The organism is Silvania hatchlandensis, from assembly GCF_025564065.1.
Lineage (GTDB): Bacteria > Pseudomonadota > Gammaproteobacteria > Enterobacterales > Enterobacteriaceae > Enterobacter > Enterobacter hatchlandensis.
Genome location: NZ_JAMGZK010000032.1, coordinates 1 through 25275, shown reverse-complemented (window position 1 = coordinate 25275; position 25275 = coordinate 1). Strand labels below are relative to the sequence as shown.

General features: G+C 55.1%; 24 protein-coding genes. 15 read left to right on the top strand and 9 right to left on the bottom strand.

Annotated features, from left to right (window positions below; genetic code table 11):
- Positions 1–57: 57 nt before the first annotated feature.
- From M8014_RS00605 to M8014_RS00580, 6 genes are all read right to left on the bottom strand, one after another.
- Entirely contained in the window at positions 58–426 is a 369-nt protein-coding gene (locus tag M8014_RS00605; RefSeq protein ID WP_271280652.1) for a tlde1 domain-containing protein, read from the bottom strand.
- Complete coding sequence (locus M8014_RS00600; RefSeq protein WP_271280651.1) at positions 423–920, bottom strand: Hcp family type VI secretion system effector; 498 nt, start codon at positions 918–920, stop codon at positions 423–425. Before M8014_RS00600 ends, M8014_RS00605 begins: the two co-directional genes overlap by 4 nt.
- Before the next feature lie 218 nt (positions 921–1138).
- Positions 1139–1975: a PRD domain-containing protein gene (locus M8014_RS00595; RefSeq protein ID WP_271280650.1), complete on the bottom strand. Its 837-nt coding sequence runs from the start codon at positions 1973–1975 to the stop codon at positions 1139–1141.
- 23 nt (positions 1976–1998) lie between these two features.
- Positions 1999–3462, bottom strand: a complete 1464-nt coding sequence (locus M8014_RS00590) for a glycoside hydrolase family 1 protein (RefSeq protein ID WP_271280649.1) — start codon at positions 3460–3462, stop codon at positions 1999–2001.
- Positions 3462–5273: a beta-glucoside-specific PTS transporter subunit IIABC gene (locus M8014_RS00585; RefSeq protein WP_271280648.1), complete on the bottom strand. Its 1812-nt coding sequence runs from the start codon at positions 5271–5273 to the stop codon at positions 3462–3464. Before M8014_RS00585 ends, M8014_RS00590 begins: the two co-directional genes overlap by 1 nt.
- 179 nt (positions 5274–5452) lie before the next feature.
- Complete coding sequence (locus tag M8014_RS00580) at positions 5453–6259, bottom strand: dienelactone hydrolase family protein (protein WP_271280647.1); 807 nt, start codon at positions 6257–6259, stop codon at positions 5453–5455.
- Positions 6260–6510: 251 nt separating this feature from the next.
- Here M8014_RS00580 and udp point away from each other — a divergent pair, with 251 nt between their 5' ends.
- The 9 genes from udp (at position 6511) to tatD (ending at position 14406) form a co-directional block, all read left to right on the top strand.
- Complete coding sequence (udp, locus tag M8014_RS00575; protein WP_271280646.1) at positions 6511–7272, top strand: uridine phosphorylase; 762 nt, start codon at positions 6511–6513, stop codon at positions 7270–7272.
- Positions 7273–7411: 139 nt separating this feature from the next.
- Complete coding sequence (gene rmuC, locus M8014_RS00570; protein WP_271280645.1) at positions 7412–8869, top strand: DNA recombination protein RmuC; 1458 nt, start codon at positions 7412–7414, stop codon at positions 8867–8869.
- 66 nt (positions 8870–8935) lie between these two features.
- Complete coding sequence (ubiE, locus tag M8014_RS00565) at positions 8936–9691, top strand: bifunctional demethylmenaquinone methyltransferase/2-methoxy-6-polyprenyl-1,4-benzoquinol methylase UbiE (protein WP_271266056.1); 756 nt, start codon at positions 8936–8938, stop codon at positions 9689–9691.
- 13 nt (positions 9692–9704) lie between these two features.
- Positions 9705–10310, top strand: a complete 606-nt coding sequence (gene ubiJ / locus M8014_RS00560) for a ubiquinone biosynthesis protein UbiJ (protein ID WP_271280644.1) — start codon at positions 9705–9707, stop codon at positions 10308–10310.
- Complete coding sequence (ubiB, locus tag M8014_RS00555; RefSeq protein WP_271280643.1) at positions 10307–11947, top strand: ubiquinone biosynthesis regulatory protein kinase UbiB; 1641 nt, start codon at positions 10307–10309, stop codon at positions 11945–11947. The genes ubiJ and ubiB overlap by 4 nt, the downstream gene beginning before the upstream one ends.
- Before the next feature lie 76 nt (positions 11948–12023).
- Positions 12024–12284 carry a Sec-independent protein translocase subunit TatA gene (gene tatA, locus M8014_RS00550; RefSeq protein WP_271280642.1) on the top strand — a complete coding sequence of 87 codons (261 nt, stop codon included), beginning with the start codon at positions 12024–12026 and terminating at the stop codon, positions 12282–12284.
- Between the two features lie 3 nt (positions 12285–12287).
- On the top strand, positions 12288–12815 hold the full coding sequence (tatB, locus tag M8014_RS00545; RefSeq protein WP_271280641.1) for a Sec-independent protein translocase protein TatB: 528 nt from the start codon (positions 12288–12290) through the stop codon (positions 12813–12815).
- 2 nt (positions 12816–12817) lie between these two features.
- Positions 12818–13582 (top strand): Sec-independent protein translocase subunit TatC, encoded by a 765-nt coding sequence (tatC, locus tag M8014_RS00540; protein ID WP_271280640.1) that lies wholly within the window; start codon positions 12818–12820, stop codon positions 13580–13582.
- Positions 13583–13623: 41 nt separating this feature from the next.
- On the top strand, positions 13624–14406 hold the full coding sequence (tatD, locus tag M8014_RS00535) for a 3'-5' ssDNA/RNA exonuclease TatD (protein WP_271280639.1): 783 nt from the start codon (positions 13624–13626) through the stop codon (positions 14404–14406).
- Here the strand turns inward: tatD and rfaH are convergent.
- Positions 14403–14894, bottom strand: coding sequence for a transcription/translation regulatory transformer protein RfaH (rfaH, locus tag M8014_RS00530; protein WP_271280638.1), 492 nt, complete (start codon positions 14892–14894; stop codon positions 14403–14405). The genes tatD and rfaH overlap by 4 nt on opposite strands.
- Positions 14895–15065: 171 nt before the next feature.
- Here rfaH and ubiD point away from each other — a divergent pair, with 171 nt between their 5' ends.
- Both ubiD and fre read left to right on the top strand, forming a co-directional pair.
- The gene (gene ubiD / locus M8014_RS00525; protein ID WP_271280637.1) at positions 15066–16562 is read left to right on the top strand and encodes a 4-hydroxy-3-polyprenylbenzoate decarboxylase; all 1497 of its coding nucleotides are present in this window, start codon (positions 15066–15068) and stop codon (positions 16560–16562) included.
- Positions 16563–16605: 43 nt separating this feature from the next.
- Complete coding sequence (gene fre / locus M8014_RS00520) at positions 16606–17307, top strand: NAD(P)H-flavin reductase (RefSeq protein WP_271280636.1); 702 nt, start codon at positions 16606–16608, stop codon at positions 17305–17307.
- Between the two features lie 114 nt (positions 17308–17421).
- Here fre and fadA read toward each other — a convergent pair whose 3' ends face one another.
- Positions 17422–18585: an acetyl-CoA C-acyltransferase FadA gene (gene fadA, locus M8014_RS00515; RefSeq protein ID WP_271280635.1), complete on the bottom strand. Its 1164-nt coding sequence runs from the start codon at positions 18583–18585 to the stop codon at positions 17422–17424.
- Between the two features lie 9 nt (positions 18586–18594).
- The gene (gene fadB, locus M8014_RS00510) at positions 18595–20784 is read right to left on the bottom strand and encodes a fatty acid oxidation complex subunit alpha FadB (protein WP_271280634.1); all 2190 of its coding nucleotides are present in this window, start codon (positions 20782–20784) and stop codon (positions 18595–18597) included.
- A 187-nt stretch (positions 20785–20971) separates the two neighbouring features.
- On the opposite strand from fadB, the gene pepQ reads away from it, so the two are divergent.
- Genes pepQ through hemG form a run of 4 tightly spaced genes read left to right on the top strand, consistent with a single transcriptional unit; the run spans position 20972 to position 24963 of the window.
- Positions 20972–22303, top strand: a complete 1332-nt coding sequence (pepQ, locus tag M8014_RS00505; protein WP_271280633.1) for a Xaa-Pro dipeptidase — start codon at positions 20972–20974, stop codon at positions 22301–22303.
- A complete protein-coding gene (locus M8014_RS00500) occupies positions 22303–22917 on the top strand; it encodes an IMPACT family protein (RefSeq protein ID WP_271280632.1) in 615 nt (204 codons plus the stop codon). The genes pepQ and M8014_RS00500 overlap by 1 nt, the downstream gene beginning before the upstream one ends.
- Before the next feature lie 39 nt (positions 22918–22956).
- On the top strand, positions 22957–24408 hold the full coding sequence (gene trkH / locus M8014_RS00495; RefSeq protein WP_271280631.1) for a Trk system potassium transporter TrkH: 1452 nt from the start codon (positions 22957–22959) through the stop codon (positions 24406–24408).
- A gap of 12 nt (positions 24409–24420) precedes the next feature.
- The gene (gene hemG, locus M8014_RS00490; protein ID WP_271280630.1) at positions 24421–24963 is read left to right on the top strand and encodes a menaquinone-dependent protoporphyrinogen IX dehydrogenase; all 543 of its coding nucleotides are present in this window, start codon (positions 24421–24423) and stop codon (positions 24961–24963) included.
- Positions 24964–25275 lie beyond the last annotated feature (312 nt).

Here is a 25275-nt window from a genome sequence, read left to right as displayed (position 1 = left end):
TGCTTCTGAGAGCAAAGGAAAGGTTATCAGTGTGCAGAAGAGTCGCTTTATAAACATTTAATCCTCCACCACTAATGTTTTATCACTACTTGCAGCTATAATTTTACGACTGGATAGGTTCAGAATGATACAGCCATCCGATGCTTCTCCCGGGTGTGCTGAACTTTCCCCATGGATCATGAAACCATCACGGCCACACATATCGTTCCCGTCATAGGGGAATAATCTCATCGTCCATGCTTTGGTTTTAGGATGATTGAAAGCTGGCCCAATAGTGTATGTTCCTCTTGGTAATGGTCCTTTATTCTTTATACATTCATTTGCCGAGTCGTTTTTGAATCCAGGTCTTCCTGTATAAAGACCATCGAATTGATACGTGCCATTTAGATAAAAAGAATGTGAACTAACCTTATAAACCCACGTCATAATAAATCCTCCTGCTTAGTATTCCACCGATCAGAGTGTATGATGTTTCCATCCAGATAACGCCAGGTGATTTTTTCATAAGCTAAATAAAATGCTTCAAGATGATCGTGTTTTTCATAGTTTGGATTTTTAATGTCGAATGTTATAGGCTCTATACCATTAACTCTGGCATTATCCATCGTTATTCTAAAATACTCCTCTTCCTGACCATTGTAATTTATGCGGTAGAATTTCAACTCAGCTTGCTTAAATGTTCTGCCAGTAGAGACTCCCTGGTAAAGATAGGGTGATGAACTATCGATTTCTTTAATTAAAGCAAAATCGCCATGGAGGCGTTTGCCAGTGATTTTCCCCGTAAGGTTGTCTGTGGGAAGATCGACAGAATGCATAAGCTCTATAATCTCAATGCTTCCTTCTCTTCCTTGTATATCAACAGAACCTTTAATACGAATTCCTGCGTAGTCTGTTAACCAAAGGTAGACGGGTATAGCCATATTAAGACCTCCTGTTTCAATAATTGGTATTAATACCAACTTACGCTCGGCATACAGAACAGGGAATCATTAAAGTATGGTTAATTTCCTAAAGCGTTTGTACTTTGTGAAGGATCACTAAATCAGGAGTCGAGTATGGTTAACCCCGGCGCTCTGTTGCCAGGCCTACGATTCACTGCAGTTGTAGGCCCGGTAAGGCGTAGCCGCCACCGGGCGCTTTATGCCTGGCCATCCATCAACCGGCTAATATGAATACTCAACCAGGTCAGCTCATCTTTCGGTAAGGTGAGCTGATATTTTTCCTGCACATAGTCGCGGATCACCCAGGCGACGGTCATCGCATCCGGGCGGTGGCGCATCAGCTCCTGATAAAAATCCTCGGTCTCGCTGACCACAATTTTCCCGGTTAACACCCGCTCGGCGAAATAACGCAGATGGGTAATAAACCGCATGTAATTCACCGACTGCGTATCAATGGCTTTACTCAGCTTGTAACGCACGATCTCTGCAATGCGGTTCACCAGCTCCACCTGCTGGTGGGCGGTACTGTCGTCGGTCTGACTGCTGGCGTTAATCAGGTGGAAGGCGATATTCACCGCTTCGTCTTCCGGCAGCTCAACTGCAAATAGCGCATTCACTTTTAATCGCGCCTGCATGCCCACGCTATGCTCTTGCGGGTAGTAGCGCTTTACCTCCCAGCTCAGCTTATTGAGGATCAACTGTCCGCTACGGCTGCGCTCTACGGCAAAATGCAGGTGCTCGGCAAGGGTAAACAGCAGCACCGAATTGAGCTTGTCGCCACATACGCTGCGCGCAAGCGTCAGAATATCGTGGCTGACATCGAAGAATGCCGCAGGAATAGTATCCGTCAGCGATAAAAAGTGGCGGGATTTGAGATCGCTCAGTGGCAGGAAGACTTTCTCAACCTGTGCCAAATCGATACTGGTGCCCGGTTTTGCGCCAAAGCCAATACCTTTGCCAAACAGAATCATCTCGCGCTGGTCGTTGTCGACCAGCAGCATGCTGTTGTTAAGCGATTTTTTTATCGTTATCACGTCTATTCCTGCGGCCGGGCCGTTTAGCTCATGTCAGCGCCATTGCTGGCAATTACTCTCTGGTACCACCAGAAGGAGTCTTTTTTCAGGCGCTTGGACGTGCCGTTGCCTTCGTCATCCTGGTCGACGTAGATAAAGCCGTAGCGTTTGGACATCTGTGAGGTGCCCGCGCTGATAATGTCGATACAGCCCCAGGTGGTGAATCCCATCACATCCACCCCTTCATTGATAGCTGCCAACGTTTGTTCGAAGTGGGCGCGGAAATAGTCGATACGGTAGCTATCGTGAATTTTTCCGCCCTCCACTGTGTCTTTAGCTCCCAGCCCGTTTTCCACGATAAACAGCGGTTTTTGATAGCGATCGTACAGCTCGAGCAGGGAGATCTTCAGCCCCACCGGGTCAATCTGCCAGCCCCATTCGGACGCAGGCAGGTAGGGGTTTTTCACCCCGAGAATGGTGTTGCCTGGGATACGCTCCACGTCCGGCTGGGTCGATTCGGTCAGCGACATGTAGTAGCTAAAGGAGACGAAGTCGACGGTGTGATCCTTCAAAATACGCTGATCGTCGGCCTGCATGTCGATCTGAATATCCCGGCTGGCCAGATCGCGCAGGATCAGCGGCGGATATTCGCCAAATACCTGCACGTCGGCATAGAAGTAGTTCTCCAGATTCTTCTTCAGCGTGGCTTCGACGTCCTCAGGACGGCAGCTGTGCGGATAGGTGGTGAGCTTGGTCAGCATGCAGCCCACCTGGCTGCCCGGGATAATGTCGTGACAGTCGCGGGTGACCAGTGCAGAGGCCACAAACTGGTGATGGAGGCCCTGATAAATGTCCTGTTTTGCTTTACCTGGCAGGCTTTTCTCTTCGCGGATGCCCGCAGTGGTAAACGGATGCCGATGAATACTGTCGATTTCGTTAAAGGTCAACCAGTAGCGTATCAGCTCTTTATAGCGCTCGAAGCAGACCTTACTGAAGCGTACAAACGCATCCACCACGTTGCGGTGCACCCAGCCGTTGTATTTTTCGCTCAGCGCCAGCGGCATCTCGTAGTGGGAGAGCGTGACCAGCGGCTCAATGTTGTGACGACGCAGTTCGCGGAACATATCTTCATAATATTGCAGACCCGCCTCGTTCGGCGCGGCATCTTCGCCGGTCGGGAAAATGCGCGACCAGGCAATTGAGACGCGCAGCACCTTAAAGCCCATTTCGGCGAACAGGGCGATGTCATCTTTGTAGTGGTGATAAAAATCAATGCCGCGACGTTTGGGGTACAGCGCGTCATTTTTGCCCTCGAAGGCGTCGCGGATGTTCTCATCGGTCAGCGCCATGTGGCCGTCATAGTCTTTCAGCGACAGATTGGGTTTCCAGGTGATGGCGTCAGCCACTGACGGTCCTTTGCCGTCAACGTTCCATGCCCCTTCGGCCTGATTAGCGGCAATCGCGCCGCCCCATAAAAAACCTTGCGGAAACGGGAGGGATTTATCCATTACACGGACTCCTTAAGTGTCATGATGATATGCGGATGGGAAGTTTTTTTGTCGGTACTGCCTGGTGTCAGCGAGAATCGTTCGCCGTTAGTGACGACCATCATCACCACCGGATCGAGGCCCGCCGCGGTGATGGTGTCGAGGGAAAACTCAATTAAGGTGTCGCCGGTTTTTACCTGCTGACCCTCTTTTACGCGGGGATCGAAGCCTTCGCCCTGCAGCTTGATGGTGTCGATGCCAATATGGAAAATCAGCTCAACGCCCGAATCGGTGAGCAGGCTCAGCGCGTGGCCGCTTTCAAATATGTTCACGACTGTGCCGTCCGCCGGGGCGCGCAGCACGCCCTGCGAGGGAATAATGGCGATACCGTCGCCCATGATTTTGCGCGAAAACACGTCGTCGTTAACGGTCTCCAGAGGAACGATTTGCCCTTCAACCGGCCGGGTAAAGGTCAGCTCATCCTCTTTTTCGACCGCTTTATCCCGCCACAGCAGCAGGGCGCTGATAAAGGCGATAACAAACGACAGCCCTGCCCCGGCAAAGGCCCAGACGATATTCAGTGGATTATCCGGTGAGACAAACATGGAGATACTGGCAAGCCCTGGGCCTACCAGCGCGAAGGCTTCGATTGCCATCCAGCCGATAAATGCCCCGCCAACCACACTGCCCAGAATCACGCTGTAGAGCGCCTTTTTGTTCAGCAGCGTCACGCCATACAGTGCCGGTTCGGTAATGCCGAACAGGGCAGAAATCCCGGCCGAAAAGGCGGTGGACTTCAGCACCTTGTCTTTACTTTTAAGCGCGATCGCCAGGCAGGCACCCGATTCAGCAATGTTATGCGCCAGGGAAGCGGGCAGGTAGAGCAGCTCCCGGCCAAACTGGCTCATCGAGGCCACGGCGTAAGGCAGCATCGGTTTGTGCATCCCGGCGGCAACCATAAAGGGCAGGGCAGCGGCGAGCAGGCCGGTCGCGACAAAACCGAGCTTACCATACAGCCACAGGATCACAGTCGCCAGCCCGGCGCCCAGTTCGTAGCCCAGCGGCCCCAGAATCAGCAGCGTGACCGGAACCGTGACCAGCAGGGAGAGCATCGGCGACAGAAAAATACGCAGCGCGCCCGGCGAATAGCGGTTAAACAGCTTTTCCGTCTGGGCGTAAAACAGCACGCAGAGGATGGCCGGGAACACCTGCGAGGCGTAGGCCACATTGCGCAGGTCGAACGACATAAACTGCGCCCCGTCCGCCAGCTGTTTGGTCATCGCTGGCAGTACCATCACCGCCACCGCCGAGACTGCCACCAGCACGTTCACTTTCAGTTTGGTCGCCGTGGTGATCGCCACCAGGATAGGCAGGAAATAGAGCGGGGCCGAGCCGATGTTATCCAGCACCTTGTAGGTGGAGCTGTCGCGGCTGAGCCAGCCCAGCACGTCCAGCAGCAGCAGGAGCGATTTCAGCACGCCGCCGCCAGCGATAGCCGGCACCAGCGGCTGGAACACGCTGATCACAAAATCCACGACCTGCGCACCGCGGCTGGGCCGGGTGGTCACCTGCGGCGCGTTGGCCTGCGGCTCACCCGTCAGCGAGCGTACGGCCTCGAAAACCTGCACCACCTCGTGGCCAATAATCACCTGGCACTGCACGTTAACCCGCACGCCCAGCACACCGTCGATTTTTGCCAGCGCGGCCTCGTTAACCTTGCCGTTGTCATACAGGCTCAGTCGCAGCCGGGTGGAGCAGTGTTCGATATGTTCGATATTTTCAGCGCCACCCACCTGGGTGATGATATCCAGCGCAGTCTGCAAGTGATTCATGTCTGGCCCCTGTCTCCAGAGCAAAAAAAAAGACCTGAAGCCCATCTCCCCCTGGAAGGGGAGATGGGCTTCAGGTCTTGCCTACGGATCGTAGTTACACGCCTGTGCTTTTTATATCGACCAAATTGCGCCTGAAAGTCAAACAACCGCTGCGCCTGAGCGCGCGAATTGTGAGCAGCTTAACTCTTTTTCGCGCCGTACTGGCTAAACCACGCCAGCATGCGCTGCCAGCCATCTTTCGCCGATTCCTGGTGATAGCTCGGACGATAGTCGGCGTTAAAAGCATGTCCTGCACCGGGATAGACTACAATGTCTGCCGTCGCGTTTGCCGCGCGCAGGGCATGGCGCATGGTCTCAACGGTATCCTGCGGTATCCCGGTATCCTCAGCGCCATACAGCCCCAGCACCGGCGCGTTTAAATCGGTTGCGATATCTACCGGATGCTTTGGTGAATTCAGCGTTTTTTCACCGACCAGCTTGCCGTACCACGCCACGGCTGCCTTAAGCTGCGGGTTGTGGGCGGCATACAGCCAGCTGATGCGCCCGCCCCAGCAGAAGCCGGTTGCCAGCAGGCGATGCGGGTCACCACCGTTGCGCGACGCCCAGTTCGCCACGTGATCGAGATCCGCCAGCACCTGCGCATCCGGCACTTTCGTCACCAGATTGCTGAACAGGGTCGGGATATCACTGTAGTCATTCGGATCGCCCTGGCGGAAATAGAGCTCAGGCGCCACCGCCAGATAGCCTTCCAGTGCCAGACGGCGGCACAGGTCGCGAATGTGCTCGTGCACACCGAAAATTTCCTGAATCACCATGACGATCGGCAGGCTACCCTCCACATGCTGAGGGCGAGCATAGTAAGCGGGCATGTTATCGCCCTGGGTCGGAATAGAGGTTTCTCCGGCGTTGATCGCCTCGTCGGGCGTGGTCACGACGGTGCTGACCTCGGGGCCAGCAGCAGGTGCAAATCCAGTTTTTTCAGTCATGGCATTCTCCGTACCAATTAGCGCAAAGGTAAATATAGTCCGCAGGTAATGAATTCACAGTGCCCGAAACAGTCTATCTTTTGTGCAGCGGATGGCGATATAACATTGTTAATGTGATGTGAATCACCATTTCATGGTAATTATATGCAATCAATTTCATTCATGGTGATATCCGTCACGAAAAGAAGCCAGGTGCTTCGGTAAAGTACCGTTTTACTTCTGCTGACAACCCGATCCACAGAGGAGTTCTTATGTCTAAGTCTGATGTTTTTCATCTCGGCCTCACTAAAAATGATTTACAAGGGGCCCAGCTCGCTATCGTCCCTGGCGATCCAGAGCGTGTGGAAAAGATCGCCGCGCTGATGGATAAGCCGGTTAAGCTGGCATCACATCGTGAATTCACCACCTGGCGCGCTGAGCTGGACGGCAAAGCGGTGATCGTCTGTTCTACCGGTATCGGTGGCCCGTCGACCTCTATTGCCGTTGAAGAGCTGGCCCAGTTGGGTATTCGCACCTTCCTGCGTATCGGGACGACCGGCGCTATTCAGCCGCACATCAACGTCGGCGACGTGCTGGTGACCACGGCGTCTGTTCGTCTGGACGGCGCGAGCCTGCACTTTGCACCGATGGAATTCCCGGCGGTGGCTGACTTTGAGTGCACCACCGCACTGGTTGAAGCGGCGAAATCCGTAGGTGCCACCACCCACGTTGGCGTGACGGCGTCCTCTGATACCTTCTACCCAGGCCAGGAGCGCTACGACACCTTCTCGGGTCGCGTGGTAAACCGTTTTAAAGGCTCGATGGAAGAGTGGCAGTCCATGGGCGTGATGAACTATGAAATGGAATCCGCAACGCTGCTGACCATGTGCGCCAGCCAGGGCCTGCGTGCCGGTATGGTGGCGGGCGTGATCGTCAACCGCACCCAGCAGGAGATCCCGAACGCCGAGACCATGAAGAAGACCGAAAGCCATGCGGTGAAAATCGTGGTGGAAGCGGCTCGCCGCCTGCTGTAATTTCGTTCTCCCTACGACAAAGGCCGACCTGTTCGGCCTTTTTCTTTGCGCAGCGCCTCGCAGAAAACCCCTTTCAAACTGGACGTTTATACAGCACAATTCTATTTTGTGCGGGTAATAGCTTGATACCGGGGGCGTTGTGGATATCTCCATCTTAATTTATGCCGTTATTGCGTTGGTCAGCGTCGGCGTGGGCTGGCTGATGGCCAGCTATCAACATGCGCAGCAAAAGGCCGATCAGCTGGTTGAGCGTGAAGAGATGGTGGCCGACCTGAGCGCGCTTAAACAGCAAACGGCCCAGAGCGGGCACTGGCGCGACGAGTGCGAGTTGCTCAACAACGAGCTGCGCAATCTGCGGGATATCAACACCTCGCTGGAAGCCGACCTGCGCGAAGTCACCACCCGGCTGGAGTCGACCCAGCTGCATGCAGAAGACAAAATCCGGCAGATGATCAACAGCGAGCAGCGCCTGAGCGAGCAGTTCGAAAACCTGGCGAACCGTATCTTTGAGCACAGCAATCGCCGCGTCGATGAGCAAAACCGCCAGAGCCTCAATGGTCTGCTGACGCCCCTGCGCGAACAGCTGGACGGCTTTCGTCGCCAGGTGCAGGACAGCTTTGGTCAGGAATCGCGGGAGCGGCACACCCTGGCCCATGAAATTCGCAATCTCCAGCAGCTGAATGCCCAGATGGCGCAGGAGGCCGTCAACCTGACCCGGGCGCTGAAAGGCGACAATAAAACCCAGGGCAACTGGGGGGAAGTGGTCCTGACCCGCGTGCTTGAGGCCTCCGGCCTGCGTGAAGGCCATGAGTATCAGACGCAGGTCAGCATTGAAACCGAGACCCGCTCGCGCATGCAGCCGGACGTTATCGTCCGTTTGCCGCAGGACAAAGACGTGGTTATCGATGCCAAGATGACGCTGGTGGCCTACGAGCGTTACTTCAATGCGGAAGATGACAACACCCGCGAGGCGGCGCTACAGGAGCATATTGCTTCGGTGCGAAACCACATTCGCCTGCTGGGGCGCAAAGATTATCAGCAGCTGCCAGGGTTACGCTCGCTGGATTACGTCCTGATGTTCATCCCGGTCGAACCGGCCTTTTTACTGGCGCTGGATCGCCAGCCGGAGCTGATCTCCGAGGCGTTGAAAAATAACATTATGCTGGTCAGCCCCACCACGTTGCTGGTGGCCCTGCGCACCATTGCTAATTTGTGGCGCTACGAGCACCAGAGCCGTAATGCGCAGCAGATTGCCGATCGCGCCAGCCGGCTTTACGACAAAATGCGCCTGTTTGTTGATGACATGTCCTCGGTAGGCCAAAGCCTTGACCGTGCACAGGATAACTATCGCCAGGCAATGAAAAAGCTGACGTCCGGGCGGGGAAACCTGCTGGCGCAGGCCGAATCGTTCCGCACTCTCGGCGTGGAGGTGAAGCGCGAGATTAATCCGGAATTGGTGGAACAGGCGCTCGCGCAGGATGACGAGTATCGTTTGCGAGAAGCAACAGGTGCTCAAAATAGAGACAATAAAGACAGGGTGTTAGCGGATCCACACCCGCCAGCCGCAGCCGTGGATCGTTATTCCCAGGGTGGTTGAATCGTAGGGCAAATGCGCCCAATCTGTTACACTTCTCGAACATTTGACTGATAAGCAGGCTCTGAGATGGTTGAAGATTCACAAGACACAACGCACTTTGGCTTTCAGACTGTCGCTAAAGCGCAGAAAGCTGACATGGTGGCCCACGTATTCCATTCCGTGGCGGCGAAGTACGATGTAATGAATGACCTGATGTCATTCGGTATTCATCGCTTGTGGAAGCGCTTCACCATTGATTGCAGCGGCGTACGTCGTGGTCAAACCGTACTGGATCTGGCTGGCGGAACCGGCGATCTGACGGCAAAATTCTCGCGTCTGGTGGGTGAAACTGGCCGCGTAGTACTGGCCGACATCAACGACTCGATGCTCAAAATGGGTCGTGAAAAACTGCGCAACATTGGCGTGGTGGGCAACGTCGAATATGTGCAGGCCAATGCCGAAGCGCTGCCCTTCCCGGATAACACCTTCGACTGCATCACCATCTCTTTCGGTCTGCGTAACGTCACCGACAAAGAGAAAGCGCTGCGCTCTATGTACCGCGTGCTGAAACCGGGCGGTCGTCTGCTGGTGCTGGAGTTCTCAAAACCGATTATCGAGCCGCTGAGCAAAGCTTACGACGCTTATTCGTTCCACATTTTGCCGCGTATTGGCGAGATGGTTGCCAACGACGCAGAAAGCTATCGCTATCTGGCCGAATCCATCCGTATGCACCCCAATCAGGACACCTTGAAAGCGATGATGCAGGATGCAGGTTTTGACAACGTTGATTACTTCAACCTGACGGCCGGTGTTGTTGCGCTGCATCGTGGTTACAAGTTCTGAGTGGAGGTGGCAGATGCCGTTTAAACCCTTGATCACTGCCGGTGTAGAAAACGTACTCAATACCTTTCTCTATCGCTCTGCGGCGTTAAAACCGGCGCGTCAGCGTCTGAACGGCAAAGTGCTGCGGGTGGTGTTAAAAGAGTTCACGACCCCGTTGGTGCTGGTGTTCAGCGAACGCCAGCTCGATGTTCTGGGCGAATGGGAAGGCGAGGCCGACTGCTCCGTCATCACCCATATGAACGTGCTGCCAAAACTACGCGATCGCCAGCAGCTTACTGCGCTTATCCGCAGCGGTGAGCTGGAGGTCGAAGGCGACATTCAGGTGGTGCAAAACTTTGTTGCCCTGGCCGATCTGGCCGAGTTCGATCCCGCAGAACTGCTGGCTCCCTGGACAGGCGACATTGCCGCAGAGGGGATCAGCAAAGTGCTGCGCGGTGGTGCCTCCCTGCTGCAAAAAGGCTTTCAGCGCCAGCAGCGCTACGTGGCTGAAGTGCTCACCGAAGAGTGGCGCATGGCTCCGGGGCCGCTGGAAGCAGCATGGTTCGCAGAAGAAACCGCCGCGGTTGAGCGTGCGGTCGATGCATTAACGAAACGGCTTGAAAAACTGGAGGGCAAATGACGCCTGGTGAAATTCGGCGCCTCTACTTTATCATCCGCACCTTTTTGAGTTACGGGCTCGACGAGCTTATCCCCAAAATGCGTATCACACTGCCGCTGCGCGTCTGGCGGCGGACGCTGTTCTGGATGCCAAATCGCCATCAGGACAAACTGCTTGGCGAGCGGTTGCGGCTGGCGTTACAGGAGCTTGGCCCGGTGTGGATTAAGTTCGGCCAGATGCTCTCAACCCGTCGCGATCTGTTCCCACCTTTGATTGCCGATCAGCTGGCGCTGCTGCAGGACAAGGTCGCCCCGTTTGATGGCGCCCTCGCAAAGCAGCAGATCGAGAAAGCGATGGGCGATATTCCGGTAGAGAGCTGGTTCGATGATTTCGACATCCAGCCGCTGGCCTCGGCTTCCGTTGCGCAGGTGCATACCGCGCGCCTGAAAGAGAACGGCAAAGAGGTGGTCATTAAGGTGATCCGCCCGGACATTCTGCCGGTCATCAAAGCGGACATGAAGCTCATCTATCGCCTGGCCCGCTGGGTGCCGCGTCTGCTGCCCGACGGCCGCCGACTGCGTCCGATGGAAGTGGTGCGTGAATATGAAAAAACGCTGATCGACGAGTTGAATCTGCTGCGTGAATCGGCGAACGCCATTCAGCTGCGCCGCAACTTTGAAAACAGCCCGATGCTGTATGTGCCGGAAGTCTATTCCGATTACTGCAGCCAGGACATGATGGTGATGGAGCGTATCTACGGGATCCCGGTCTCGGACGTGGTAACGCTGGAGCAGCAGGGCACCAACATGAAATTGCTGGCCGAGCGTGGTGTGCAGGTGTTCTTCACCCAGGTGTTCCGCGACAGCTTCTTCCATGCTGACATGCACCCGGGCAATATTTTCGTCAGCTACGAACACCCGGAAGATCCGCAGTATATTGGCATTGACTGCGGGATCGTCGGCTCGCTGAACAAAGAAGATAAGCGCTATCTGGCTGAAAACTTTATCGCCTTCTTCAACCGCGACTACCGTAAAGTGGCCGAGCTGCACGTGGATTCCGGCTGGGTTCCGCTGGATACCAACGTCGAAGAGTTTGAGTTTGCTATTCGCACCGTCTGTGAGCCCATCTTTGAGAAGCCGCTGGCAGAGATCTCGTTTGGACACGTTCTGCTGAACCTGTTCAACACCGCCCGCCGCTTTAACATGGAAGTACAGCCACAGTTAGTTTTACTCCAGAAAACATTACTTTACGTTGAAGGGGTGGGGCGACAGCTCTATCCTCAGTTAGACTTATGGAAAACGGCCAAGCCATTCCTTGAGTCATGGATCAAAGATCAGGTTGGGCTGCCCGCGCTGGTTCGCTCCCTGAAAGAGAAAGCGCCGTTCTGGATTGAAAAAATGCCCGAAATTCCGGAGCTGGTGTATGACAGTTTGCGCCAGAGCAAAAAGTTGCAGCACAGCGTGGATAAAATCGCCCACGAGTTGCAAACAAACCATGTGCGTCAGGGCCAGTCTCGTTATCTGTTTGGGATTGGTGCAACGCTGTTACTCAGTGGCACGCTGCTGCTGATTAATCGTCCGGAGTGGGAATTTATGCCCGCCTGGTTGATGGCGGGCGGCGTAGTGGCCTGGTTGATAGGGTGGCGCAAAACGCGTTGAATTGCGTCGCTATCGCAGGGTCGCATAACGTATAATGCGACCTGGTTAATTAATCATCTATAACTGAGGAAGATGTATGGGTGGTATCAGTATCTGGCAATTGTTGATTATTGCCGTCATCGTTGTGCTGCTGTTTGGGACCAAAAAACTGGGCTCCATCGGCTCCGATCTTGGTGCATCCATCAAAGGCTTCAAGAAAGCGATCAGTGATGATGACGATAAGGATAAGCAGGAAAAAACCAGCCAGGACGCTGATTTTACTGCCAAATCACTTGCCGACAAACAAGACGACGTCAAAAAGGACAATGCTAAACGCCACGACAACGAGCAGGTGTAATTCGTGTTCGATATCGGTTTTAGCGAACTGCTGCTGGTATTCGTGATTGGCCTCATTGTGCTGGGGCCTCAGCGTTTACCCGTGGCAGTCAAAACAGTTGCAGGCTGGGTACGCGCGCTGCGTTCGCTGGCGACGACGGTACAGAATGAGCTGGCGCAGGAGCTTAAGCTGCAGGAGTTTCAGGATAGCCTGAAAAAAGTGGAGAAGGCGAGCATGGATAACCTGACGCCTGAACTGAAAGCCTCGATGGATGAACTGCGCGAAGCAGCGGAATCCATGAAGCGCTCCTACAGTGTTAACGATCCGGAAAAAGCGAGCGATGAAGCCAATACTATCCGCAATCCGCTGGTCAAAGACAACGAAGCGCAGCATGAAGGCGTAACGCCTGCCAGCGCCGAGCATCAGGCCAGTGCGCCAGAGCAGACGCCGACAGAACCGGCCATCCTGAAGCAAGAAAAGACGGCAGCCCCAGCAGCATCAAACCCTGCACCCGTTGCCGAACCGTCTTCCTCGTCGAGTGATAAATCGTAAACATGGCAGTAGAAGAAACTCAACCGCTGATTGCGCACCTCATCGAGCTGCGCAAACGCCTGCTGAACTGCATTATTGCGGTTTGCCTCATTTTCTTAGGGCTGGTCTATTTCGCTAACGACATCTATCAGGTGGTCTCTGCACCCTTGATTAAGCAGATGCCGCTGGGCGCAACCATGATTGCCACCGACGTCGCCTCGCCGTTCTTTACGCCAATTAAGCTCACCTTCTGGGTGTCGCTGATAGCCTCTGCGCCGGTGATCCTCTACCAGGTCTGGGCGTTTATTGCTCCCGCATTGTACAAGCATGAACGTCGGCTGGTGATCCCGCTGCTGGTCTCCAGTTCTCTGCTGTTTTATATCGGCATGGCGTTTGCCTACTTCGTGGTCTTTCCGCTGGCGTTTGGCTTCCTGGCAAATACTGCACCGGTAGGCGTGCAGGTCTCGACGGATATTGCCAGCTACCTGAGCTTCGTGATGGCGCTGTTTATGGCCTTCGGCGTGGCCTTTGAGGTGCCGGTCGCCATCGTGCTGCTGTGCTGGGTGGGGATAACCACACCGGACGACTTGCGTAAAAAGCGGCCGTACATTCTGGTGGGGGCTTTCGTTGTCGGCATGCTGCTGACACCGCCGGATGTTTTCTCGCAGACCCTGCTGGCGATACCGATGTATTGCCTGTTTGAGGTCGGCCTGTTCTTCTCGCGCTTCTATGTTGGTAAGCGACGAGCGGATCACGACGAAGAGTCGGAACACACCACTGAAGAATAATACCAGCCGCCCGTCAGGGCGGTTGTCATATGGGAGACAGCATGTTTGATATCGGTCTGAACCTGACCAGCCCGCAGTTTGCGCACGATCGTGATGAGGTGGTCGCCCGGGCATTCGACGCACGGGTAAATGGCCTGCTGCTGACGGGCACCAATCTTCATGAAAGCGACCTGGCGCGACAGCTGGCGCAGCGCTATCCACACTGCTGGTCTACCGCCGGTGTTCACCCCCACGACAGCAGCCAGTGGGGGCCGGAAAGTTTTGATATCCTGCGTGCCCTGGCGGCCTCGCCTGAAGTGGTGGCTATCGGTGAATGCGGCCTCGATTTTAATCGCAATTTCTCCACGCCAGCTGAGCAGGAACACGCTTTTAGCGCCCAGCTTGCGCTGGCGGCAGAGCTGAGCATGCCGGTGTTTATGCACTGCCGGGATGCGCATGACCGTTTTCTGGCGCTGCTTGAACCCTGGCTGGATAAACTGCCTGGTGCGGTCTTGCACTGCTTTACCGGCTCCCGACAGGAGGCGCTGGATTGTCTGGATCGCGGGTTATATCTGGGGATCACGGGCTGGGTCTGCGATGAACGGCGCGGGCTGGAACTGCGAGAACTACTCCCGGTTATCCCCGCCGATCGCCTGCTTATTGAGACGGATGCGCCGTACCTGCTGCCGCGCGATCTCAGTCCAAAACCGAAATCGCGGCGCAATGAACCGGCTTATCTGGGGCATATTATTGAGCGGATCGCCTCCTGGCGCGCAGAAGAGCCGCAGTGGCTGGCTGCACAGACGGATGACAACGTACGTCGTCTGTTTGGCGTACAGTTTTAAGCTTTACGGAAGCTGGTGTTTTTCACGCTCTGCAAAACGTCTTTATTCAATAAGTTGAGCAGCAGCATGGAGCGGGCTTCGCCGTCCGGCTCAGCAAAAATAGCGACCAGCCCTTCGAATGCGCCCTCAGTGATCACCACAGGATCACCGGAGAACGGGGTATCGGGATCGGTAATGCCTTCTGGCTGCTTATAGACGGAAAGCTGATGTATTACGGTCGAGGGTACCATTGCAGGGTGCGCACCAAAACGTACAAAGTGGCTTACACCGCGCGTCGCATTGATGGTGGTGGTGTGGATCACCTCGGGGTCAAATTCGACAAACAAATAGTTTGGGAATAGCGGTTCGCTGACTGTCGTGCGCTTGCCCCGGAGCATTTTTTCCAGTGTAATCACCGGCGTCAGGCAATTCACCCCCTGACGTTCAAGATGTTCCTGAGCGCGCTGAAGCTGCCCACGCTTACAATACAGTAGATACCAGGCCTGCATAATGACTCTTTTCCGCTTGTTATAGGGGCAAGCATACCAAAACCCTGGCGCGATGGCTAAGTTGATTATAATGGGGAAACGGCGCTGTGACCGCGAATCTTCACGCTAATTTAACAAAATTACAGCATCACGCAGCCTTACACCGTATAATGAAGCGCTTACAGAGAGGCCATGACTAACTTCATGAAATACAACGATCTACGCGACTTCCTGGCGCTGCTGGAAAAGCAGGGCGAACTCAAACGTATCACCCTTCCTGTCGATCCCATTCTGGAGATGACAGAGATCGCTGACCGCACTTTGCGGGCGGGCGGTCCGGCGCTTCTGTTTGAAAACCCGAAAGGCTATACCATGCCGGTACTCTGTAACCTGTTCGGCACGCCAAAACGCGTGGCGATGGGGATGGGGCAGGAGGATGTCGCTGCGTTGCGTGAAGTCGGTAAGCTGCTGGCCTTTTTAAAAGAACCTGAGCCACCAAAAGGTTTTCGTGACCTCTTCGATAAGTTACCGCAGTTTAAGCAAGTGCTGAACATGCCGACCAAAAGGCTGCGTGGCGCACCGTGCCAGCAGAAAATCGTGGAAGGTGAGGCGGTCGATCTGACGCGTATCCCCATTATGCAGTGCTGGCCAGAAGATGCCGCGCCGCTGATTACCTGGGGCCTGACCGTTACGCGCGGTCCGCATAAAGAGCGTCAGAATCTCGGTATCTATCGCCAACAGCTGATTGGCAAAAACAAACTGATCATGCGCTGGCTGTCGCATCGCGGCGGTGCACTTGATTATCAGGAGTGGTGCGCAGCCCATCCGGGCGAACGCTTCCCTGTCGCGGTTGCGCTGGGTGCCGATCCGGCCACCATCCTGGGGGCCGTTACGCCGGTGCCGGATACCCTCTCTGAATATGCCTTCGCCGGACTGCTGCGCGGCACCAAAACCGAAGTGGTGAAATGTGTTTCCAACGATCTGGAAGTGCCCGCCAGCGCGGAGATCGTACTCGAAGGCTATATCGAGCCAGGCGAAATGGCGCCCGAAGGGCCGTACGGTGACCACACAGGTTACTACAACGAAGTGGACAGCTTCCCGGTGTTTACCGTCACGCACATCACTCAGCGTGAGGATGCGATTTACCACTCGACTTACACAGGTCGTCCGCCTGATGAACCCGCGGTTCTCGGCGTTGCACTCAATGAAGTGTTCGTGCCGATCCTGCAAAAACAGTTCCCGGAAATTGTCGATTTCTATCTGCCGCCGGAAGGCTGCTCATACCGCCTGGCCGTGGTGACCATTAAGAAGCAGTACGCGGGTCACGCTAAACGGGTAATGATGGGCGTATGGTCTTTCCTGCGTCAGTTTATGTATACCAAGTTTGTGATCGTCTGTGATGATGACGTCAACGCCCGCGACTGGAATGACGTGATCTGGGCGATCACTACGCGTATGGATCCGGCGCGCGATACGGTGTTAGTAGAAAACACACCAATTGATTATCTGGATTTTGCCTCGCCGGTTTCCGGTCTTGGCTCAAAAATGGGACTGGATGCCACCAATAAATGGCCCGGCGAGACTCAGCGTGAATGGGGCCGTCCGATCAAAAAAGATCCCGAAGTGACGGCGCGTATTGACGCCATCTGGGATGAACTGGCCATACTGAATAACGGTAAAGATGCCTGAATGCAGCCGTTATGCCCTATAGACTTCCCGACAGAGAGAGCGAATGACAACCTTAAGCTGTAAAGTGACCTCGGTAGACGCTATCACCGACACCGTATATCGCGTCCGTTTAGTGCCTGAAGCGGCGTTTTCTTTCCGCGCGGGCCAGTATCTGATGGTGGTGATGGATGAGCGGGATAAGCGCCCTTTCTCAATGGCGTCCACGCCGGATGAGCAAGAGTTTATCGAGCTGCACATAGGGGCGTCAGAGCTCAACCTGTATGCGATGGCGGTGATGGATCGCATCCTGAAAGAGAGTGAAATCGAGATTGATATCCCGCATGGCGAAGCCTGGCTGCGCGATGACGAAGAACGTCCGCTGATCCTGATTGCGGGCGGCACCGGTTTCTCTTACGTGCGCTCCATTCTGCTGACGGCGCTGGCACGTAATCCGAACCGCGATATCACCATCTACTGGGGTGGCCGTGAAGAGAAGCACCTTTACGATCTCTCTGAACTGGAATCACTGAGCATTACGCACCCGAACCTGCGCGTTGAGCCGGTGGTCGAGCAGCCGGAAGAGGGCTGGCGTGGTCGCAGCGGTACCGTGTTAACGGCCGTTCTGCAGGATCATGGCACGCTGGTTAACCACGATATCTATATCGCGGGCCGCTTCGAAATGGCAAAAATTGCCCGTGACCTGTTCTGCAACGAACGTCACGCGCGTGAAGATCGCCTCTTTGGCGATGCGTTTGCCTTTATCTAAGCATAAAAAAACCCGCCCCTGACAGGCGGGAAAACGGCAACTAAACTTGTCTTTCTTCGCCAATGACGCCATAACTGCGGTGGCGCCATTGGCTGTGAGATACCTCTCGTAGATTTACACTCGCTCAAAGACCGTCGCGATCCCCTGACCTAACCCAATACACATGGTCGCCAGACCAAACTGGGCATCCTTGCGTTCCATCAGGTTAATCAGCGTGGTGCTGATACGCGCGCCGGAGCAACCGAGTGGGTGACCCAGGGCAATCGCACCGCCATTGAGGTTAATCTTCTCGTCAATCTGATCCATCAGCCCCAGATCTTTAATGCATGGCAAGATCTGTGCGGCAAACGCTTCGTTCATCTCGAACACGTCGATATCGCTGGCGGAAAGCCCGGCTTTTTTCAGCGCCAGTTTGGACGCCGGAACCGGGCCGTAACCCATAATCGATGGATCGCAACCGACCACGGCCATCGAGCGGATGCGCGCGCGCGGGGTCAGACCCAGTTCGCGGGCGCGACTTTCGCTCATTACCAGCATCGCCGCAGCACCGTCGGAAAGGGCAGAAGAGCTGCCCGCCGTCACGGTACCGGTGACCGGATCAAAGGCTGGTTTCAGCGTGGAGAGGGCTTCTACCGTGGTTTCCGGGCGAATCACTTCGTCAAAGTAAAACTGCTTAAGCACGCCGTCGGCGTCGTGTCCCCCGGTCGGGAGAATTTCATTTTTAAATGCGCCGGACTGCGTCGCGGCCCAGGCGCGGGCGTGAGAGCGGGCGGCAAAGCTGTCCTGCATTTCACGGCTGATGCCGTGCAGGCGCGAGAGCATTTCTGCCGTCAGGCCCATCATTCCCGCGGCTTTCGCCACGGTGCGGCCCATGCCAGGATGGAAATCGACGCCGTGACTCATCGGGACGTGGCCCATATGTTCCACCCCACCAATCATGCAGACCTGCGCATCGCCGGTCATGATCATGCGGGCCGCATCGTGCAGCGCCTGCATCGATGAACCGCACAGGCGGTTGACCGTTACCGCCGGTACTGAGTGCGGAATTTCCGCCAGCAGCGCCGCGTTACGGGCGATATTAAAACCCTGCTCCAGAGTCTGCTGTACGCAGCCCCAGTAGATATCGTCAATCGCGGTGGCGGCAAGCGCCGGATTACGCGACAGCAGGCTACGCATCAGATGTGCGGAGAGATCTTCTGCACGTACGTTACGAAATGCGCCGCCCTTTGAACGGCCCATCGGGGTGCGAATTGCATCGACAATGACAACCTGTTCCATTGTGACTCCTTAAGCCGTTTTCAGTGCGCCAACCGGACGGGCAGGCTCAACCGGGGGATAGTACGCTTCGTTATGACGCGCTTTGTTACGCAGGCCATCCGGTACGTGATACAGCGCGCCGAGATGTTCATACTGCTGCGTCATATCGAGATATCTGGCGCTGCCAATCGTATCCAGCCAGCGGAACGCGCCGCCGTGGAATGGAGGGAAGCCAAGGCCGTAGACCAGCGCCATATCTGCTTCGGCAGGGCTGGCGATAATGCCTTCTTCCAGGCAGCGCACCACTTCGTTGACCATCGGGATCATCATACGGGCGATAATCTCTTCGTCGCTGAAATCGCGCTTCGCCTGGCTTACCTCAGCCAGCAGGCTGTCCACGGCTGCATCTTCTTCTTTCTTCGGCTTGCCTTTGCTGTCTTCTTTATAACGCCAGAAGCCAAGGCCATTCTTCTGACCAAAACGGCTGGACTCGAACAGCGTGTCGATCGCGTCACGGTAATCTTTCTGCATCCGCTGCGGGAAGCCTGCCGCCATCACGGCCTGAGCGTGATGCGCGGTATCAATGCCGACCACGTCCAGCAGATAAGCCGGGCCCATCGGCCAGCCAAACTGCTTTTCCATCACTTTGTCGATTTTGCGGAAGTCCGCGCCATCGCGCAGCAGCTGGCTGAAACCGGCAAAATACGGGAACAGAACGCGGTTGACGAAGAAGCCCGGGCAGTCATTCACTACTATTGGGGTTTTGCCCATCTTGCTCGCCCATGCCACCACTTTGGCGAGGGTTTCGTCAGAGGTTTTTTCCCCGCGAATCACTTCGACCAACGGCATGCGGTGCACCGGGTTAAAGAAGTGCATTCCGCAGAAGTTTTCCGGACGCTTGAGGACGCTGGCCAGCTCGCCGATCGGAATGGTGGAGGTGTTGGACGCCAGCACCGTATCCGGGCGTACTTTATCTTCCGTCTCTGCCAGTACGGCCTTTTTAATTTTCGGGTTTTCGACCACTGCTTCGACGACGACATCCACGCGATCGAAACCGCTGTAGTCCAGCGTCGGGTGAATGGTTGAAATCACCCCGGAGAGCTTCAGACCGTCTATCTTGCCGCGCTCGAGCTGTTTATTCAGCAGCTTGGCGGCTTCGGTCATCCCCAGCGTCAGCGATTTATCGTTGATATCTTTCATCACCACCGGGACGCCTTTCCACGCGGACTGATAAGCGATGCCGCCGCCCATAATGCCTGCGCCCAGTACCGCAGCCTGCTTTGGCGTCTCGACGTTTTTGGTGAGCTGCTTCGCTTTACCTTTCACGTACTGGTCATTCAGGAAAATACCGACCAGCGCGCGCGCTTCACTGGTGTGTGCCAGCGGTACGAAGCTTTGGTTTTCGAGTTTCAGTGCTTCGTCACGGCCATACTTTGCCGCCGCTTCAATAGTCTTCACCGCAGTGATCGGTGCCGGGTAGTGTTTGCCCGCCGTCTGCATCACCATGCCTTTGGCAATGGTAAAGCTCATGGTGGCTTCAATTTTGCTTAGGTGCAGGGGTTCCAGCTTCGGCTGGCGTTTTGCTTTCCAGTCCAGATCGCCGTTAATCGCCTGGCGAAGAATCGTTACCGCTCCTTCAAGCAGCTTTTCAGGTTTAACGACGCCGTCAACCAGCCCGAGTTTTAAGGCCTGATCGGCACTGACATCTTTACCGGCGGCAATGATCTCCAGCGCGCTATCGGCACCCAGCAGACGCGGCAGACGGACGGAGCCGCCGAAGCCCGGCATAATGCCCAGTTTGGTTTCTGGCAGACCGATGCGCAGGTCCGGCGTCGCCAGCCGGTAATCCGTCGCCAGCACGCATTCGCAGCCGCCGCCCAGCGCATAGCCATTCACTGCAGAGATAGTCGGGACCGGCAGATCTTCCAGGCGGTTAAAGACGCTGTTGGCAAAATGCAGCCACTGGCTCAACTGCTCTTGCGGAACCTGGAACAGCGAGAGGAATTCGGTGATGTCTGCACCGACAATAAACGCCGCTTTTTCTGAACGCAGCAGCAGACCTTTTAAGTCGGATTGTTTTTCCAGAACGTCCAGCGCATGGCCAAGACTGGCCACGGTCGCGGTGTCCAGCTTATTCACTGAGCCGGGGGCGTCGAACACCAGTTCGGCAATGCCACCTTCCAGCCAGTCTACGTACAGGGTGTCGCCTTTATAGAGCATGTCAGTCTCCTGAATCCAGCAATAGGATCTGGTCATACCAGATGAATCGGAGTGTGGGATTTATGTTAATGAAATGCAAATTACTCATTAAATAATTGTAGGCTCGATCACGCTCGGTGCAGATCACGCAGCTTTTCTGAGGTGTGCTAAGATGCGGTGACTTGAGGTCAAAACAAAAGGAACTAAGATGGACTCACTGGCCGCGCTGTATAAGAATCATATTGTTACGTTACAGGAACGTACCCGCGACGTACTGACTCGTTTTAAGCTGGATGCGCTGCTCATCCACTCTGGCGAACTGTTCAATGTCTTTCTCGACGATCACGCTTATCCATTTAAAGTTAATCCGCAATTTAAAGCTTGGGTACCGGTAACACAGGTTCCCAATTGCTGGTTGCTGGTGGATGGCGTGAACAAGCCGAAACTGTGGTTCTATCTGCCGGTTGATTACTGGCATAACGTGGAGCCGCTGCCGACCTCATTCTGGACGGAAGATGTTGAGGTTATCGCGCTGCCGAAAGCTGATGGTATTGGCAGCCAGTTACCTGCTGCACGCGGCAATATCGGCTACATCGGTCCAGTGCCTGAACGTGCGCGTGGTCTGGATATTTCCGCCGATAATATCAACCCGAAAGGCGTGATTGATTACCTGCACTATTACCGCTCTTATAAGACCGACTATGAGCTGGCGTGTATGCGTGAAGCGCAAAAAACGGCGGTTAACGGCCATCGTGCGGCCCATGAAGCCTTCCTGTCCGGCATGAGCGAGTTCGATATCAACCAGGCTTACCTGACGGCGACCGGCCACCGGGATACTGACGTGCCGTACAGCAACATTGTGGCGCTGAATGAACACGCGTCGGTGCTGCACTACACCAAACTCGACCACCGTGCGCCATCCGAAATGCGCAGCTTCCTGCTGGATGCCGGTGCGGAATATAACGGCTATGCCGCTGACCTGACCCGTACCTGGGCCGGCAACAGCGATACCGAGTTTGCACAGCTGATTAAAGACGTGAACGACGAGCAGCTGGCCCTGATTGCCACCCTGAAGGCCGGCGTGAGCTACGTTGATTACCATATCCAGTTCCATCAGCGTATTGCGAAGCTGCTGCGTAAGCATCAGATCCTCAACGACATGAGCGAAGAGGCGATGGTCGACAACGACCTGACCGGGCCGTTTATGCCGCACGGTATTGGCCACCCGCTGGGTCTGCAGGTGCACGACACCGCAGGCTTTATGCAGGACGATACCGGCACGCATCTGGCGGCGCCGTCGAAGTATCCTTATCTGCGCTGCACCCGTATTCTGCAGCCGCGCATGGTGGTGACTATCGAGCCGGGCATCTACTTTATTGAGTCCCTGCTTGCGCCGTGGCGTGAAGGGCAGTTCAGCAAACACTTCAACTGGCAGAAAATTGACGCCCTGAAACCGTTTGGCGGGATCCGTATCGAAGATAACGTGGTGATCCACGAAAACGGTACAGAAAACATGACGCGAGATTTGAAGCTGGCGTAATGGAAAGCTGGCTCATACCGGCAGCGCCGGTCACCTTTACGGAAGAGATCAAGAAAAGCCGTTTCATCACGCTGTTGGCGCATACCGACGGCGTGGAGTCGGCAAAAGCCTTTGTTGAGTCGGTACGTGCGGAACATCCCGACGCCCGCCACCACTGTGTGGCGTGGGTGGCCGGGCCGCCTGACGATTCGCAAAAGCTCGGTTTCTCGGATGACGGTGAACCGGCGGGTACGGCGGGCAAACCGATGCTCTCTCAGCTAATGGGCTGTGGGGTTGGCGAGATAACCGCCGTCGTGGTGCGCTACTACGGCGGCGTATTGTTAGGAACGGGTGGGCTGGTGAAGGCCTATGGCGGCGGTGTTCAGCAGGCGCTCAATCTCCTCACAACGCTCCGCAAAACGCCGCTAACCGAATATACTTTATTGTGCGATTACGCCCAGTTATCCGGCATCGAAGCCTTGTTGAAACTTTATCAGGGCCTGATTGTACACAGTGATTACCAGGTAACGGTACAACTGCGAGTGGCGCTGCCTCAGGCGTCGCTTCCGGCGTTTTCAGCAAAACTGGCTGATTTTAGTCGTGGTGCGTTGCAATTACGGCCGATTGAAGAATAATCCCCCCCTTACTTATTGAATACCTAAGGAAGCGGCAGAATGCATTTTCGTGCCATAACCCGAATCGTTGGATTGTTGGTCATATTGTTTTCCGGGACGATGATCCTCCCGGGACTGGTGGCGCTTATTTATCGGGATGGTGCGGGCCGAGCCTTTACACAGACCTTTTTTGTTGCGCTGGTGATTGGCTCCCTGCTGTGGTGGCCTAACCGCCGGGAAAAAGGTGAGCTGAAATCCCGCGAAGGCTTTCTTATCGTGGTGCTGTTCTGGACCGTGCTGGGCAGCGTGGGTGCGTTGCCCTTTATCTTCTCTGAACGGCCCAACTTAACCGTCACCGATGCATTCTTTGAATCCTTTTCCGGGCTGACCACCACCGGGGCCACCACGCTGGTGGGGCTGGACTCACTGCCTCACGCTATCCTTTTTTATCGGCAGATGCTGCAGTGGTTCGGCGGTATGGGGATCATTGTTTTAGCTGTGGCTATTCTGCCGATCCTGGGCGTCGGGGGGATGCAGCTGTACCGTGCGGAAATGCCGGGGCCGCTGAAGGATAATAAAATGCGCCCGCGTATTGCTGAGACGGCAAAAACGCTGTGGTTTATTTATGTTCTGCTAACTATCGCCTGTGCGCTGGCGCTGTGGTTCGCCGGGATGCCAGCCTTTGATGCAATAGGCCACAGCTTTGCCACCATCGCGATTGGCGGCTTCTCTACCCATGATGCCAGTATTGGCTATTTCGACAGCCCAACGATCAACACCATTATCGCTATCTTCCTGCTGATCTCCGGCTGTAACTATGGCCTGCACTTCTCTTTATTAAGCGGTCGCAACCTGAAGGTGTACTGGCGCGATCCGGAGTTTCGGATGTTTATCGGCGTGCAGCTCACGCTGGTTGTCATTTGTACCCTGGTGCTGTGGCTGCACGATGTCTATAGCTCAGCAGTTACCACTGTTAATCAGGCCTTCTTCCAGGTGGTGTCGATGGCGACCACTGCCGGCTTCACGACCGACAGTATTGCCCGCTGGCCGCTGTTCCTGCCGGTGCTGCTGCTGTGTTCTGCATTTATTGGCGGGTGTGCCGGATCGACCGGGGGCGGGTTAAAGGTAATCCGCATTCTGTTGCTGTTTAAACAGGGTAACCGCGAACTTAAGCGTCTTGTGCATCCCAATGCGGTTTACAGCATTAAGCTTGGCAACCGCGCGCTGCCGGAGCGCATCCTTGAAGCCGTGTGGGGCTTCTTTTCTGCTTATGCGTTGGTGTTTATCGTCAGCATGCTGGCAATTATTGCCACGGGTGTCGACGACTTCTCGGCGTTTGCCTCAGTCGTCGCCACGCTGAATAACCTTGGACCCGGGCTTGGCGTGGTGGCGGATAATTTTGCCAGCATGAATCCAACCGCGAAGTGGATCCTGATTGCCAACATGCTGTTCGGACGTCTTGAGGTCTTTACGCTGTTGGTCCTCTTTACGCCAACCTTCTGGCGCGAATAAAGGGAGTTGTTTGTGAAAACATTAATTCTATTTTCCACACGTGACGGACAAACGCGTGAGATTGCTTCATATCTGGCATCAGAGCTCAAAGAGCAGGGCATCTATGCCGATGTCATCAATCTGAACCGCACGCAAGAGATTGCCTGGCAGGAGTATGACCGCGTGGTGGTCGGCGCATCGATTCGCTATGGCCATTTCCATCCGGCTCTGGATCGTTTTGTGAAAAAGCATACGGCAGCACTGAATGGCCTGCCGAGCGCGTTCTACTCTGTGAACCTGGTGGCGCGTAAAGCGGAAAAGCGTACGCCGCAGACGAACAGCTATACGCGTAAGTTTTTGCTGAGCTCTCCCTGGCATCCTACGGTGAGCGCGGTCTTTGCGGGGGCACTGCGTTATCCGCGTTATCGCTGGTACGACCGCTTTATGATTCGCCTCATTATGAAGATGACGGGCGGTGAAACCGATACGCGTAAAGAAGTGGTCTACACAGACTGGTCCCAGGTTGCCAGTTTCGCCCATCAAATCGCACGTTTAACCAGCGATTCGCGGCTTTAATCAGCGTAAAGACCGAAAAGTAAGCGAACGGAAAACTTTTTCATATTTATGCTTGTCACCGTCGGAGAACTCCCTATAATGCGCCTCCACTGACACGGAACAACGGATTACAAACCGCCGTGACAGCAGGGGTTCAGAGATGAACGCCGACAGAGAAAAGCGAAAATAAACGCTTGACTCTGGATGAGGAAAGCGTAATATACGCCACCTCGCAACGGTGAGCTTAACGCCGCGTTGCACTGCTCTTTAACAATTTATCAGACAATCTGTGTGGGCACTCAAAGTGACATGGATTCTTAACGTCGCAAGACG

Coding starts and splice junctions, on each gene's coding strand:
- M8014_RS00580 (WP_271280647.1), bottom strand. CDS start 6,259: ATGACTGAAAAAACTGGATTTGCACCTGCTGCTGGCCCCGAGGTCAGC.
- M8014_RS00605 (WP_271280652.1), bottom strand. CDS start 426: ATGACGTGGGTTTATAAGGTTAGTTCACATTCTTTTTATCTAAATGGC.
- tatA (WP_271280642.1), top strand. CDS start 12,024: ATGGGTGGTATCAGTATCTGGCAATTGTTGATTATTGCCGTCATCGTT.
- ubiE (WP_271266056.1), top strand. CDS start 8,936: ATGGTTGAAGATTCACAAGACACAACGCACTTTGGCTTTCAGACTGTC.
- ubiJ (WP_271280644.1), top strand. CDS start 9,705: ATGCCGTTTAAACCCTTGATCACTGCCGGTGTAGAAAACGTACTCAAT.
- trkH (WP_271280631.1), top strand. CDS start 22,957: ATGCATTTTCGTGCCATAACCCGAATCGTTGGATTGTTGGTCATATTG.
- fadA (WP_271280635.1), bottom strand. CDS start 18,585: ATGGAACAGGTTGTCATTGTCGATGCAATTCGCACCCCGATGGGCCGT.
- ubiB (WP_271280643.1), top strand. CDS start 10,307: ATGACGCCTGGTGAAATTCGGCGCCTCTACTTTATCATCCGCACCTTT.
- udp (WP_271280646.1), top strand. CDS start 6,511: ATGTCTAAGTCTGATGTTTTTCATCTCGGCCTCACTAAAAATGATTTA.
- M8014_RS00590 (WP_271280649.1), bottom strand. CDS start 3,462: ATGGATAAATCCCTCCCGTTTCCGCAAGGTTTTTTATGGGGCGGCGCG.
- fadB (WP_271280634.1), bottom strand. CDS start 20,784: ATGCTCTATAAAGGCGACACCCTGTACGTAGACTGGCTGGAAGGTGGC.
- M8014_RS00500 (WP_271280632.1), top strand. CDS start 22,303: ATGGAAAGCTGGCTCATACCGGCAGCGCCGGTCACCTTTACGGAAGAG.
- rfaH (WP_271280638.1), bottom strand. CDS start 14,894: ATGCAGGCCTGGTATCTACTGTATTGTAAGCGTGGGCAGCTTCAGCGC.
- tatC (WP_271280640.1), top strand. CDS start 12,818: ATGGCAGTAGAAGAAACTCAACCGCTGATTGCGCACCTCATCGAGCTG.
- pepQ (WP_271280633.1), top strand. CDS start 20,972: ATGGACTCACTGGCCGCGCTGTATAAGAATCATATTGTTACGTTACAG.
- M8014_RS00585 (WP_271280648.1), bottom strand. CDS start 5,273: ATGAATCACTTGCAGACTGCGCTGGATATCATCACCCAGGTGGGTGGC.
- ubiD (WP_271280637.1), top strand. CDS start 15,066: ATGACTAACTTCATGAAATACAACGATCTACGCGACTTCCTGGCGCTG.
- tatD (WP_271280639.1), top strand. CDS start 13,624: ATGTTTGATATCGGTCTGAACCTGACCAGCCCGCAGTTTGCGCACGAT.
- fre (WP_271280636.1), top strand. CDS start 16,606: ATGACAACCTTAAGCTGTAAAGTGACCTCGGTAGACGCTATCACCGAC.
- M8014_RS00600 (WP_271280651.1), bottom strand. CDS start 920: ATGGCTATACCCGTCTACCTTTGGTTAACAGACTACGCAGGAATTCGT.